The 12,314-nt window shown below is 73.6% G+C and carries 13 protein-coding genes and 2 pseudogenes; 4 read left to right on the top strand and 11 right to left on the bottom strand.

Annotated elements, in window-relative coordinates:
- Positions 1-43 precede the first annotated feature (43 nt).
- On the bottom strand, positions 44-1,705 hold the full coding sequence (gene kdpA, locus ACSMXW_RS07365) for a potassium-transporting ATPase subunit KdpA (RefSeq protein ID WP_485804666.1): 1,662 nt from the start codon (positions 1,703-1,705) through the stop codon (positions 44-46).
- Between the two features lie 8 nt (positions 1,706-1,713).
- Positions 1,714-1,803, bottom strand: coding sequence for a K(+)-transporting ATPase subunit F (gene kdpF / locus ACSMXW_RS07360; RefSeq protein ID WP_485804665.1), 90 nt, complete (start codon positions 1,801-1,803; stop codon positions 1,714-1,716).
- A 371-nt stretch (positions 1,804-2,174) separates the two neighbouring features.
- Here kdpF and ACSMXW_RS07355 point away from each other — a divergent pair, with 371 nt between their 5' ends.
- Complete coding sequence (locus ACSMXW_RS07355; protein WP_485804664.1) at positions 2,175-2,582, top strand: NUDIX hydrolase; 408 nt, start codon at positions 2,175-2,177, stop codon at positions 2,580-2,582.
- Between the two features lie 167 nt (positions 2,583-2,749).
- Here ACSMXW_RS07355 and ACSMXW_RS07350 read toward each other — a convergent pair whose 3' ends face one another.
- The 6 genes and pseudogenes from ACSMXW_RS07350 to ACSMXW_RS07325 all read right to left on the bottom strand — a co-directional run bounded on the left by ACSMXW_RS07350 (position 2,750) and on the right by ACSMXW_RS07325 (position 5,807).
- The gene (locus tag ACSMXW_RS07350) at positions 2,750-3,328 is read right to left on the bottom strand and encodes an NADPH-dependent FMN reductase (protein ID WP_485804663.1); all 579 of its coding nucleotides are present in this window, start codon (positions 3,326-3,328) and stop codon (positions 2,750-2,752) included.
- A 25-nt stretch (positions 3,329-3,353) separates the two neighbouring features.
- Positions 3,354-3,701: pseudogene (locus ACSMXW_RS07345) on the bottom strand (VOC family protein); the annotation flags it as partial.
- Positions 3,702-4,005: pseudogene (locus tag ACSMXW_RS07340) on the bottom strand (fumarylacetoacetate hydrolase family protein); the annotation flags it as partial.
- A 48-nt stretch (positions 4,006-4,053) separates the two neighbouring features.
- Positions 4,054-5,043, bottom strand: coding sequence for a D-erythronate dehydrogenase (gene denD, locus ACSMXW_RS07335; RefSeq protein ID WP_485804662.1), 990 nt, complete (start codon positions 5,041-5,043; stop codon positions 4,054-4,056).
- Positions 5,040-5,315: a nucleotide-binding domain containing protein gene (locus tag ACSMXW_RS07330; protein ID WP_485804661.1), complete on the bottom strand. Its 276-nt coding sequence runs from the start codon at positions 5,313-5,315 to the stop codon at positions 5,040-5,042. Before ACSMXW_RS07330 ends, denD begins: the two co-directional genes overlap by 4 nt.
- A gap of 240 nt (positions 5,316-5,555) precedes the next feature.
- Complete coding sequence (locus tag ACSMXW_RS07325; protein ID WP_485804660.1) at positions 5,556-5,807, bottom strand: DUF993 family protein; 252 nt, start codon at positions 5,805-5,807, stop codon at positions 5,556-5,558.
- Between the two features lie 39 nt (positions 5,808-5,846).
- Between ACSMXW_RS07325 and ACSMXW_RS07320 the strand changes: the two genes are divergently transcribed.
- A complete protein-coding gene (locus tag ACSMXW_RS07320; RefSeq protein ID WP_485804659.1) occupies positions 5,847-6,401 on the top strand; it encodes a GNAT family N-acetyltransferase in 555 nt (184 codons plus the stop codon).
- Between the two features lie 232 nt (positions 6,402-6,633).
- Here the strand turns inward: ACSMXW_RS07320 and ACSMXW_RS07315 are convergent, their stop codons facing one another.
- The 3 genes from ACSMXW_RS07315 to ACSMXW_RS07305 form a co-directional block, all read right to left on the bottom strand.
- A complete protein-coding gene (locus tag ACSMXW_RS07315) occupies positions 6,634-7,179 on the bottom strand; it encodes a DoxX family protein (RefSeq protein ID WP_485804658.1) in 546 nt (181 codons plus the stop codon).
- Positions 7,180-7,343: 164 nt separating this feature from the next.
- Positions 7,344-8,117 carry an SDR family oxidoreductase gene (locus ACSMXW_RS07310; RefSeq protein ID WP_485804657.1) on the bottom strand — a complete coding sequence of 258 codons (774 nt, stop codon included), beginning with the start codon at positions 8,115-8,117 and terminating at the stop codon, positions 7,344-7,346.
- Positions 8,118-8,219: 102 nt separating this feature from the next.
- Entirely contained in the window at positions 8,220-9,215 is a 996-nt protein-coding gene (locus ACSMXW_RS07305; protein ID WP_485804656.1) for a Gfo/Idh/MocA family protein, read from the bottom strand.
- A 196-nt stretch (positions 9,216-9,411) separates the two neighbouring features.
- On the opposite strand from ACSMXW_RS07305, the gene ACSMXW_RS07300 reads away from it, so the two are divergent.
- Both ACSMXW_RS07300 and ACSMXW_RS07295 read left to right on the top strand, forming a co-directional pair.
- Positions 9,412-10,908, top strand: coding sequence for a multidrug effflux MFS transporter (locus ACSMXW_RS07300; RefSeq protein WP_485804655.1), 1,497 nt, complete (start codon positions 9,412-9,414; stop codon positions 10,906-10,908).
- A 65-nt stretch (positions 10,909-10,973) separates the two neighbouring features.
- Positions 10,974-12,035, top strand: coding sequence for a serine hydrolase domain-containing protein (locus tag ACSMXW_RS07295; RefSeq protein ID WP_485804654.1), 1,062 nt, complete (start codon positions 10,974-10,976; stop codon positions 12,033-12,035).
- The last annotated feature ends 279 nt before the right edge of the window (positions 12,036-12,314 follow it).

The raw sequence follows: 12,314 nt of genomic DNA, 5'->3' as shown, positions 1-12,314 counted from the left end.
TCCTCTGCTCGGTGGTGCGGTTGCCTGAAGGTCCTGGCGGTCATCACGCGAGTCCTTCGGCGAGGGGGCCCAGGGCCAGGGCGGGGAAGTAGGTCAGGCCGGTCACGATCAGCAGGGTGCCGACCAGCAGCCCCGTGAACAGCGGCTTCTCGGTGCGCAGCGTGCCGGCGGTGACCGGTACCGGCCGCTGCTCGCCGAGCGAGCCCGCCAGCGCCAGGACGAACACCATCGGCAGGAACCGGCCCAGCAGCATGGCGAGGCCGATCGTGGTGTTGAACCACTGCGTGTCGGCGTTCAGGCCCGCGAACGCCGAGCCGTTGTTGTTCGCGGCGGAGGTGTAGGCGTACAGGATCTCGGAGAACCCGTGCGCGCCGGTGTTGAGCATCGAGTGCGGCGGGGTGGGCAGGGCCATCGCGGCGGCGGTGAAGCACAGCACCAGCGCGGGCGTGATCAGGATGTAGCAGGCCGCGAGCTTGATCTCGCGGGTGCCGATCTTCTTGCCGAGGTACTCCGGCGTGCGGCCCACCATCAGTCCGGCGATGAACACCGCGATCACCGCCATGATCAGCATGCCGTAGAGGCCCGAGCCCACGCCGCCGGGAGCGATCTCGCCGAGTTGCATGCCCAGCAGGGTGATGCCGCCGCCGAGACCGGTGAACGAGGAGTGGAACGAGTCCACGGCGCCCGTGGACGTCAGCGTCGTCGACACCGCGAAGATCGACGAGGCGCCCACTCCGAAGCGGGTCTCCTTGCCCTCCATCGCGCCCCCGGCGATCTGGAAGGCGGGGCCGTGGTGCGCGAACTCGGTCCACCACATCAGCGCGACGAATCCCAGCCAGATGGCGGCCATCGTGCCGAGGATCGCGTAGCCCTGCCGCAGCGAGCCCACCATCCGCCCGAACGTCCGGGTCAGGGCGAACGGGATCACCAGGATCAGGAAGATCTCGAAGAGGTTCGTGAACGGCGTGGGGTTCTCGAAGGGGTGCGCGGAGTTGGCGTTGAAGTAGCCGCCGCCGTTGGTGCCCAGCTCCTTGATGGCCTCCTGCGAGGCGACCGCGCCGCCGTTCCACTGCTGGGCGCCGCCGGAGAACTGGCCCACCTCGTGGATGCCGGCGAAGTTCTGGATCGCCCCGCAGGCCACCAGTACCAGAGCGGCCACCACCGAGATCGGCAGCAGAATCCGGACGCAGCCGCGCACCAGGTCGGCCCAGAAGTTGCCCAGCTCGCCGGAGCGGGACCGGGCGAACCCGCGCACCAGCGCGATCGCCACCGCCATGCCCACCGCGGCCGAGACGAAGTTCTGCACCGCGAGCCCGCCGGTCTGCACCACATGGCCCATGGCCTGCTCGCCGTAGTACGACTGCCAGTTCGTGTTCGCCACGAACGACGCCGCCGTGTTGAACGCCTGGTCGGGGTCGATCGAGGCGAACCCCAGCGAGCCCGGCAGCACTCCCTGCAGCCGTTGCAGCAGATAGAGGACGACCACGCCGACCAGCGAGAACGCCAGCACTCCACGGAGATAGGCGGGCCAGCGCAGCTGCGTGTCCGCGTTCACCCCGATCGCCTTGTAGATCCACCGCTCCACCCGCAGGTGCCGCGGTGAGGAGTAGACGCGGGCCATGTAGTCGCCCAGCGGCCGGTAGGCCAGACCCAGCGCGACCACCAGCGCGAGAAGCTGGAGGACCCCGGCAAGCACAGGACCCATGGCCGGCCTCAGAACCTCTCCGGGCGCACCAGCGCCACGACGAGGTAGCCGACCAGCGCGACGGCGACGACCAGGCCGACGATGTTCTCGGCGGTCACAGCTTTGTCACCGCCTTGGCGACGAGGGCCACCACGGCGAAGACCGCGATCGTGGTGACCACGAAGGCCACATCGGCCATCGGGAGCTCCTGGGAGAGGTGAGAGGGTAGGCGGATGAACGGACGAGTTGGGTGGAAAATCGGCCGTCTGGCCGAGAAGAGCAAACCTCTTCGCCTCTCGGGAGTTAAGAGCCCTTGATGCGTCCTATACGGGCGCGCTCCGACTCTTGACGTCTGCCTGACGCCGGTGTGTCCCAGGTCACGGGGCAGGCCTCGCAGGGGCGCGCGGACGGCGCGACGGCTGCCGCTAGGGTCGTACCGCACCGCAATCGCCGGAGGGATCCAGTGGCGCCGCACACCGTCATCGATGTCATGATCATTCTGGAGCGCAGCGACGGCAGCATCCTGCTCGCCGAACGCTCGGGCACCGGGTTCGGGGACGGGATGCTCAACCTCCCCAGCGGCAAGGTCGAGCCGGGGGAGAGCGTCATCGAGGCCGCGGTCCGCGAGGCCCGCGAGGAGATCGGCGTCCGCATCGACGAGCCGGCACTCCGCCTCGTCCATGTGATGCAGCACCGCAACGCCCCCGACGACGTCCGCGTCGGCTGGTTCTTCGCGACGTCCCAGTGGAACGGCGAGCCCGTCAACGCCGAGCCCCACAAGTGCGCCGGCCTCTCCTGGCACCGCGCGGACCAGCTGCCCGCCCACACGATGCCGTACAACGCCCACGGCATCGCCCACTACCTCAAGGGCGAGCCGTTCTCCGTGCACGGCTGGTAGCCCGGGGCAGGACCGGCCGGGGCCGGGGCGTTCGGCCCCGGCACGGGCCCCGGGCCGTGGCCCGTGCCGGGACCCGCGTCAGGACGCGGGGAGGGGGCGGCGGCCGTCACCTGCACCCGGCCGGGGCACGGCGGGAGGGTGACAGGGGCCGCGATGAGCGCCGGACGTCAGGCCCTGCTGCGGGCGGCGAGGATCTGGTCGCGCAGGGACGTGCGAAGGTCGCGCAGCAGGCCGATGGTGACCTCGTCGGAGACGTCGCCGGCCGCGTCGCAGCGCTGGTGGGCGGCGAAGACAAGGGTCTCCGGGCGGCCCACGACGTGGCTGCGGGTCGCCAGCAGGATCTGCCGCAGGACCATCTGCGCCCGGGCGGTGCCGAAGTTTCCCGGCGAGGCGCCGGTGATCGCGATGTGCTTGTCCACCAGGCAGGAGCCCGGGTTGGGGCGCGAGGCCCAGTCGATGGCGTTCTTCGGCACTCCGGAGGGCGCGTAGTTGTACTCGGGCGTGGCCAGCAGCAGACCGTCGGCCGCGGTGACGGCGGTGCGCAGGCGGGCCACCGGCTCGGGCAGCAGGGACGCCTCGTCCCGGTCGCCGTTGTAGGGCGGTATCTCCTCCAGGCCCTCGAAGAGTTCGCCCCGCACGCCGGCGGGCGCGTGCCTCGCGGCGGCGCGCAGCAGCGCGGTGTTGAGGGATCCGGCTCGCAGGCTGCCGGATATCGCGAGCACGGTGAGTTCGCCGGTGGTGGTCATGGCTGCCTTTCGGGGCGTCAATGGTTCAGCGGGGCTGGTGGGCGCCGGTCATCAGGGCCCCGAGGTCCTCGGGTTCGATGAACGACGGGGGCAGCGGCGGGCCCCAGTTGAAGACGCCGCGCGCGCCCTCGTGGACCTCCGGGTTCCACACCTCGTCCTCCGGGATCTCATCGAGGTCGGAGTAGTACTCGGAGAAGTTGCCGGCCGGGTCCTTGAGGTACCAGAAGACGTTGGAACCGACGTGGTGGCGGCCGAGTCCCCGCACGTGCCGTTCCGGGTGGTCTTCGAGCATCGCGCAGGCCCCGCGGCCGACGTCGTCGACGTCGTCGACCTGCCAGGAGGTGTGGTGCAGGTAGGAGACGGGTGCGCCTACGATGCCCTCGACGTACGACTCCAACGTGTCGCCGCTGCGCAGGTAGCGCTGCGGGGTGCGCCCGAGACCGACACCGGCGGGGGTGCCGGTGAAGACCAGGTCGCCGGGCAGCAGGGTGACGACGGAGGACAGCTTGGCGATCAGCTCGGAGGGGGCCGAAGCCGGGGTGGGACTTGGCCAGGCCGAACTGGGGCGCCGGTCCCACCTGTTGGAGGACCCGCTCGGAGATGTCCTGACCGCCGGTCAGGCCGGCCACGTGATCCCAGGCCCGTTCGGCGGGCACGTGGCGGTGTCCTCGTCGCCCTCGACGCGTCCGAGCTCGGCCTCGGCGGAGGCGGGATGGTCGGCATGGTCATGATCGGGCTCCCGGGTGGTCGGTGAGGTAGGCGCGCACGACGTCGTCGAAGGACTCCTCGGCCGCGAGGCCGAGACGGTGTGCGCGGGGGGTGCGGAACTCGGCGGGCCAGCTGCGCACGATGGCGCCGACGGCGGGATCGTCCCTGAAGTCGATCAGCGCGCTGGTGCCGGCGCCCGCGACCCGGTCGAGGGCCGCCGCCATCTCGCGGGGCGTGGTGGTCAGGGCGGGCAGGTTCATCGCGGTGCGGCTGCCCCAGGACGCGTCGTCGGCCTCCGCGGCCCGCACCAGGCCGTCCAGGGTCCGGCGGGGCGAGGAGAGCGCGACGGGCGTGTCCGGCGGTACGGGGCAGGCCGCGCGCTCGCCCGCGAGCGGCTCGCGGACGATACCGGACAGGAAGCTCGACGCCGCGGCGTTGGGCCGGCCCGGGCGCACCGACACCGTCATCAGCCGCACGGACCGGCCGCGGACGAAGCCCTTGCGGGTGTAGTCGGCGACCAACTGCTCGCCGATGAACTTCTGGACGCCGTAACTGGACTGCGGCCGCGGCAGGGTGTCGTCGTCCACGACGCCGACCGGGCCGATCGCCGGGTCGCTGCCGAACACGGCGAGCGAGCTGGAGAAGACCAGCACCGGCGGCACCCGGTGGCGCCGCGCCCATTCCAGGAGGGTCCGCGTGCCGTCCAGGTTGGTGCGCATGCCGAGGTCGAAGTCCGCCTCGGCGGCGCCGCTGACCACGCCGGCGAGGTGGAACACCGCGTCGGCCTCGCCCAGTTCGCGGGCCGCGGTCTCCAGGCCGCCGACGACGGCCCTGACCCGGTGGTGCGCGGCGAGGTCGGGCGGCGGCGCGGCGAGGTCGACAAGGACCAGCTCGCCGACCCGTGCCCGTGCCCCGCCGCCGAGGGCGACCGGGGACGCCAGCAGCCGGCGGGCCAGCAGGGCGCCGAGGAAGCCCGCGCCTCCGGTGATGACGATGCGTGTGCTCATGCCGCCTCCAGTCGTGCCACCACGTCCGCCAGCGCGTTCTCGTCGCCGACGTTTCCTGCGAAGACCACGTATGGCAGTCCTGCCGCGGGTCCGGACACCGGCTCCCACAGCGACACGATCCCAGGCAGCAGCGACCCCCGGACCCAGGCCCTGTCGATGCCCAGGGCCCCGGTGGCCACGTCGGACGAGGTGATGCCGCCCTTCGCCAGTACGAACGCGGGCTGGTGCGCGGCGACGATCCGTCCGGCCGCCCGGGTCAGCGCGGCGCTCACCCGGCGTGCGATGCCGAGGCTAGTGCCGCGGCAGGCGACGTTTGCCCGTCAAGGAGCGGCGTCCGGTGCGGCGAGAGGGCGTGCCGGGCGTCGCGACGGGGCGAACGTTGCCTGCCGCGGCAGTAGCGGCCTCGTCCGCGCCCCTGACCCAAGTCCGGGACGTGCTCAGTACAACCAGGTCGTCGTCGAGCGCCGCGGCCGCTCTCGCCATGCCGTCCGCCGACGTGTTCGCCGGGGCGTTCACTCGACGCCTGCCGTGGCCAGCAGCGCCCGCATGCGGTGTGCGGCGGGCGCGGGGTCCGGGAAGAGGCCGAGGTCGTCGGTGAGCACGAACAGGTCGGTCAGGTGCTGGATCGACAGCGAACTGCGGGCCCGGAACGGGTTCGAGACGGCAGGCTCGTCGGCGTGACGCGCCGCCCGTGGCCCGGGCGGCGCTCTTCTCCGGGCGCCTGCCCTGCCGCCAACCCCGCCGAGAACGGCTCCTGACGCCACTTTAGGATCGTCGCATCGGATCGGCGGAGGGCGGCGGCGATGCAGGTGATCGAGGGTCTCGGCGTACGGTTGCGGCCGGCCGGGGCGGGGGACCGGGAACGCTTCCTGGAGATCCTGGGCTGCCCGGAGGTGGCCCGGTGGTGGGGCGATCCCGAGGAGGAGGCCGACGAGGCGTGTGCGCCGCCCGGTGACGTCCGCAGCTACGCCATCGAGCGGCAGCCCGAGGGCGGCGCGGACGGCGCGGACGGCCTGGATCCGCTGGTCGTGGGGATCGTCCAGGCCTGGGAGGAGCCCACCCGGGACTTCCGGCACGCGGGCATGGACATCGCCGTCCACCCCGACTGGCACCGCAAGGGCATCGGCGGCGCCGCGATCTACGTCCTCGCGCACTACCTCTTCGAGGTGGACGGCCACCACCGGCTGACGATCGACCCCGCCGTCGACAACGAGCCCGCCATCAACCTCTACCGCAAGCTGGGATTCCGCCCTGTGGGCGTGATGCGGGAGTACGAGCGCAGGGAGGACGGGCTCGTGCGGGACGGCTTGCTCATGGACATGCTCGCCGGGGAGTTGGTCGAGCCGGGGCGGCTCTGACTTCCCGCCCTTGCCGGGGCGTGCCCCGGCTTCCCCAGGGGCGCGGGGCTGTGACATTGTGCGGCTCCGCCGCGTGGGCGCGACAGGCCACGACGATGCAGCGAGGTCGTCACCGTCCCGAGGGCGCGGTTACCGTCGTGTCCGGACCACCGACGGTGGGCGGTCGCTCGCGCAGCCCCCGCGCCCCTTCCGGGCTCGGTTGGCCGCCGGGGACCCGCCGGGGCTCGGTCGGCTATGGCGTGTCCGTGTCGCCTTCGGCTTCCTCCGCCTTCGCGGCCGACAAGCGGCGCTGACGGGCGCCGACCACCACCGCCGCCGCGGCGGAGGCGACACCCAGGGCGGCCGGGACCATCCAGTCGCGGTTGAGGGTGTGGCCGATGACGTGGTCCAGCGAGAGCCGCCCCGGCCCCATCACGGCCAGGCTGGTGGCGACCAGCCCCACCAGAGCGGGGTGCTCGAGACCGCCGGACTGGGCGAAGAAGCCGTTGGGCGCGTGCACCGCCGCGGCACCCGCCATGCCGCCCGCCGCCGCCGCGCCCGCCGCCGGCGTGGCGAGCCCCATCGCCAGCAGCGCACCGCCACCGGCCTCCGCGACCCCCGACATCAGCGCGCTCAGTTTGCCCGGCTTGTACTGGACCGATTCCATGAACGCCGCCGTGTCCGCGACGCCCCCGCCTCCGAACCAGCCGAAGAGCTTCTGCGCGCCGTGGGCCATGAGCGTACCGCCGGTCCCGAGCCGCAGCATCAGCAGTCCCACGTCCCGTCGGTCGACACACATCGCTGGTGACCTCCTCCTGGCGGTACGGCCGCACCGCCATGCGCCGGATGCATCTGGGGCATGCCCCTCCACCGTCGCACGCGCCCGGCACGGGCACCGTGCCCGGGCCGCCGTACGGGTGGCGGGAGATTCCCGTGCGGCCCTGGTACCCGGAAGGCCGTGCCTCAGCCCCGGCCCACGAACGGCATCGCCGTGGCCAGCAGGGTCGCGAACTGCACATTGGCCTCCAGCGGCAGCTCCGCCATGTGCCGGACGGTGCGGGCGACCTCGCGCACGTCCATCACCGGCTCCGCGGCCACCTCCCCGTTCGCCTGGAGCACCCCCTGCCGCATCCGCTCGGTCATCTCGGTGGCGGCGTTGCCGACGTCGATCTGGCCGCAGGCGATCCGGTACGGGCGGCCGTCGAGCGAGAGCGACTTCGTCAGGCCGGTCAGCGCGTGCTTGGTGGCCGTGTAGGCGAGCGACCGCGGGCGGGGCACGTGCGCCGAGACGGAGCCGTTGTTGATGATCCGGCCGCCCTGCGGGCGCTGCTCCTTCATCTGCCGGAACGCCTCCCGGGCGCACAGGAACGCGCCGTTCAGGTTGGTGTCGACGACCTGCCGCCAGGCGTCGTACGACAGCTCCTCCGTGGGGACACCGCCGGGGCCGAAGGTGCCCGCGTTGTTGAAGAGCAGGTCCAGCCGGCCGAACCGGTCGCGCACCGCGGCGAACAGCGCCGCCACCTCGTCGGGCCGGGTCACGTCCGTGCGGACGCACAGCACCTCCGGCGCACCGGCCGTGCCCGCCCCCGCCAATGACGCCGTCTTCGCCAGGGCCTCCCGGCGGCGCCCGGCCAGCGCCACCGACCAGCCGGCGGCCAGCAGTTCCAGGGCGGCCGCACGGCCGATGCCGGAGCCGGCGCCGGTGATCACGGCGGTCCTCGTTCGCCTCTCGTCCATGGCGGGGAGCGTACGTGACGGCCCGGTACGGGCCGCGGGGCCGGGCCGTCGGGCCGGCCCACCGGTGCCGCCCGACCGGTGCCGCCCGGCCGTCGGGGTCCGTCAGGCAGCCTCGCCCGGGTAGCGGACGCCGGTGCGCTGCCGTATCGCGTCGAGCGTGCGCATCACCGCGAGGGTGCCGTCCAGCGGGACGAGCGGGGACTCGGTCTCCCCGGCGCGCAGGCAGCGCATCACCTCGGCCGCCTCGTGCCGGTAGGTGGAGCGGTGGCCGTCCTCCGGGGCGAGGGTGTGCTCCACGGGCTCGTGGCCGTCGCGGTAGACCACGAAGCGGTCGGGGTGGAAGAAGCCGTGCGGGATCTCTATCCGCCCCCGGGTGCCGGCCACCATGGCGTGCACCGGAGTGCTCGCGTCCAGCGCGCAGTGCAGCACGGCCTGAGCACCGCTCTCCCACGAGAGCACCGCGCCGGTTTGGAGGTCGACGCCCTCCTGGGAGAGCACCGCACTCGCCACCAGCTCCGCCGGCTCACCCAGCAGCAGCTGCGCGAACGACACCGGGTAGACCCCCAGGTCGAGCAGCGCCCCGCCGCCCAGCTCCGGATTGCGCATCCGGTGCTCCGGCGGGAAGTCGCCGGTGATGCCGAAGTCGGCGTGCACCGCACGGACCTCGCCGATCGCGCCGTCGTCGACGAGCGCCTTGACCCGGCGCACCAGCGGGTTGACGTACGTCCACATCGCCTCCATCAGGAACGTGCCCCGCTCGCGGGCCAGCGCCACCAGCTCGGCCGCCTCGCGCACGTTCAGCGTGAACGGCTTCTCGCACAGCACCGCGCGCCCCGCCTCCAGGCAGAGCCCCGCCGCCGCCCGGTGCGCCGAGTGCGGCGTGGCGACGTACACCACGTCCACCTCGGCGTCCTTGGCGAGCGAGGCCCAGTCGCCGTACGCCCGCGGTATCCCGAACCGTTCGGCGAAGGCGCGGGCCGCCGGCTCGCTGCGCGAACCCACCGCCACCAGCTCGGCGTCCGGCATCTCCACCAGATCCCGCGCGAACGACGCCGCGATGCCGCCGGTCGCCAGCACACCCCACCGCACCTGATCCACGACAGTGCCCCTCCCTCTCGCAGTCACCGGAACCGTCCGGTCCGGCCGCCCTGGAGCCTACGTCGCCCCCGCCCACCCGGGTGGCCCCGCCCCTCGCCGGGACCACGGACGACGGCCGCCACCGCGAAGAACGCGCGCCACGCCCGCATGCTCGAACTGAGACCATGGGGTCCTATTCGACCGAAGGGGAGGACACATGTCCGAGCGTGGCCGCACCACGCGGGACGAGCAGGGGCCGGAAGGCCACATACCCACCGCGCCGGACGCGCCCCCGCGCCCGGCGCCCGCACTCCGACCGGGCGCCCCGGGCGCCCCCGCGCCGGCGGCGCTGCGCCGCGCCGGCCTGCTGGTCACCCTGATCCTCGGCGGCCTGACCGCCGTGCCGGCGCTGTCCATGGACATGTACCTCCCGTCGCTGCCGGAGGTCACCGACTCGCTGCACGCGCCCGCCGCCACCGTGCAGCTCACGCTCACCACCTGCCTCGCCGGAATGGCCCTGGGCCAGCTCGTGGTGGGGCCGATGAGCGACAAGTGGGGCCGCAGGCGCCCGCTCCTGGCGGGCCTGCTCGTCTACGTGGTCGCCACCGTCGCCTGCGCGCTGGCGCCCGACGTCGAGCTGCTCGTCGCGTTCCGGCTCGCCCAGGGCCTGGCGGGCGCCGCCGGCATCGTCATCGCGCGTGCCGTCGTCCGCGACCTCTACGACGGGGTGGCCATGGCGCGGTTCTTCTCCACCCTGATGCTGATCTCCGGGGTCGCGCCCATCGTCGCCCCCATCATCGGCGGCCAGGTGCTGCGGCTCACCGACTGGCGGGGCGTCTTCTACATCCTCACCGTGGTCGGCATCCTGCTCACCGCCGTCGTGTGGATCAAGCTCCCGGACACCCTGGACCCGGCCAGGCGCCAGGGCGGCGGCGTCGGCGGCGCGCTCACCACCATGCGCGGGCTCCTCGCCGACCGGATCTTCAGCGGCTACATGATCGCCGGCGGGTTCGCCTTCGCCGCGCTGTTCGCCTACATCAGCGCCTCGCCCTATGTGATCCAGGAGATCTACGGGGCCTCACCCCAGACGTACTCGCTGGTCTTCTGCCTCAACTCCATCGGCCTCGTCGCCGTGGGCCAGCTCAACGGCAAGGTGCTCGTCGGCCGGGTCAGCCTGGACAAGGCGCTGGCCGTGGGGCTCGCCCTGATCACCCTCGCCGCGGCCGCGCTGCTGCTGATGACGACGGGCGTCTTCGGGCCCGTCGGCCTCGTACCGGTCGCGGCCGCGCTCTTCGTGCTGATGTCCGCGATGGGCCTGGCCATGCCGAACACCAACGCCCTCGCGCTGATGCGCACCCCGCACGCCGCGGGCTCCGCGTCCGCGCTGCTGGGCACCTCGCAGTTCCTCATCGGCGCGGTGGCCTCGCCGCTGGTCGGGGTCGCCGGCGAGCGAACCGCCGTGCCGATGGCCGTCGTCCAGGTGGCCGCCGCGCTGGTGGCCGTGGGCTGCTTCCTCGGCCTGTGCCGGCCCTGGCGGCAGCGCACGTCCGCGGCCGCCGAACCGGTGCGCCGGGCCGCGCGGCCGGTGCGGCGCTCCCTGTCGTCTCGGCTGCCGGGCGCGCCGGCCGGGCCCGAGCGGATCGCACGGGAGACCCCGCGGGCGGTCACCGGCGAGGTCCCGTCGGCCGCCGCGCCGGGGGAGGTGGAGCACTGAGCACGCCCCGGCTGCGCCCCGGCTCGCCCGAGCGTGCGGGGCTCGACCCCGGTGCGCTGCGCCGCATGGTGCACGAGGTGCGGCGCCTGCACACCTCACAACGGCACTGGTGTGCGGGCGCGGTGCTGCTGGCGGGGCGCGGGCCGGTGATCGCGGTGCAGGACGCGTCGGGCTGGGCGGTGCGCCACCGGGCGTACGACCCGGTTGCCGACGCGGGCGTCGAGCTGCCCCCGGAACAGTGGCGGCCGATGCGCACCGACACGCCGTTCGACCTGGCGTCGCTCACCAAGCTGTTCACCACGGTCGCCGCCGTGCAGCAGCTGGAGCGCGGCACGCTCGGCCTCGACGCCCGCGTCGGGGACCTGCTGCCGGAGTTCCGGGGCGCCGCCGAGCACGGCATCACCGTGCGGCACCTGCTGCGGCACACCTCGGGGCTGCCGCCCGAGCTGCCGCTGTACGACCTGCCGGACGACACGGCCCGGCTCGCGGCGCTGCGGGCCCAGGGCCCGGTGGCCGAGCCCGGCAGGTACCTCTACTCCGACCTCAACATGCTGCTGGTGCAGCACCTGCTGGAGCGGATCACCCGGCGCCCGCTGGACGTGCTGATCCGGGAGGGCATCACCCGCCCGCTCGGCATGACGGCCACCGGCTTCGGGCCCTGCCCCGGCGCGGCGGCCACCGAGGACCAGCGGCGGCCGTGGGCCAAGGCGGACCGGGGCATGCTGCGGGGCGAGGTGCACGACGAGAACGCGTGGGCGCTGGGCGGGGTGGCCGGGCACGCCGGGCTGTTCTCGACGGCGGGCGACCTCGCGGTGTTCTGCCGTGCGCTGCTGGGCGGGGGCGCCTATGGGACGGCGCGGATCCTCGGGCCCGACTTCGTCGAGCTGATGCTGACGCCGCCCGGGCTCGGCTTCGCCGTCGACCAGCCCTCGTTCATGGGGGAGCTGGCGGGACGGGGCGCCGCGGGGCACACCGGGTTCACCGGTACGTCGCTGGTCCTCGACCGGGCCACCGACACGTTCGTCGTCCTGCTCGCCAACACCGTCCATCCGTGCCGCCGGCCGCCCGACAGCAGCCCGCGGGCAGCGGCCGCGAGCTGGCTCGCACGGGCGGTCACTCCGGAGTGACGGCGGCGGACCCCCTGCGGGTCCGCGCCCCTTTTCGGGGCGGGGACTCACGAACGGCGTGCCAGGACCCTGAACGGGGGCGCGGGGAACGGTGCGACCGACCACCCGCCGGCCGGTGGCCCGGATGCGACGGAGACTGCCCCCTTGGTCCGTCCTCCTCGGGCCGTCCTCCTCGGGCCGTCCCCACTGCCCGAAGGGCGCGGGAGGCACCCCCGTATCTGACGGCTTCGTCGTGGCCGGCCGCGCGGTTCCCCGCGCCCCTGCGCGGCTGCCCTTGGC

It is taken from the genome of Streptomyces sp. DSM 116793, assembly GCF_057320905.1.
This window is presented reverse-complemented; position numbering and strand designations above follow the sequence as displayed.

Excerpts from the sequence above, each read along its gene's own strand:
- kdpA (WP_485804666.1), bottom strand. The coding sequence starts at position 1,705 with ATGGGTCCTGTGCTTGCCGGGGTCCTCCAGCTTCTCGCGCTGGTGGTC.
- ACSMXW_RS07355 (WP_485804664.1), top strand. The coding sequence starts at position 2,175 with ATGATCATTCTGGAGCGCAGCGACGGCAGCATCCTGCTCGCCGAACGC.
- ACSMXW_RS07350 (WP_485804663.1), bottom strand. The coding sequence starts at position 3,328 with ATGACCACCACCGGCGAACTCACCGTGCTCGCGATATCCGGCAGCCTG.
- denD (WP_485804662.1), bottom strand. The coding sequence starts at position 5,043 with ATGAGCACACGCATCGTCATCACCGGAGGCGCGGGCTTCCTCGGCGCC.
- ACSMXW_RS07320 (WP_485804659.1), top strand. The coding sequence starts at position 5,847 with ATGCAGGTGATCGAGGGTCTCGGCGTACGGTTGCGGCCGGCCGGGGCG.
- ACSMXW_RS07315 (WP_485804658.1), bottom strand. The coding sequence starts at position 7,179 with ATGTGTGTCGACCGACGGGACGTGGGACTGCTGATGCTGCGGCTCGGG.
- ACSMXW_RS07310 (WP_485804657.1), bottom strand. The coding sequence starts at position 8,117 with ATGGACGAGAGGCGAACGAGGACCGCCGTGATCACCGGCGCCGGCTCC.
- ACSMXW_RS07300 (WP_485804655.1), top strand. The coding sequence starts at position 9,412 with ATGTCCGAGCGTGGCCGCACCACGCGGGACGAGCAGGGGCCGGAAGGC.
- ACSMXW_RS07295 (WP_485804654.1), top strand. The coding sequence starts at position 10,974 with ATGGTGCACGAGGTGCGGCGCCTGCACACCTCACAACGGCACTGGTGT.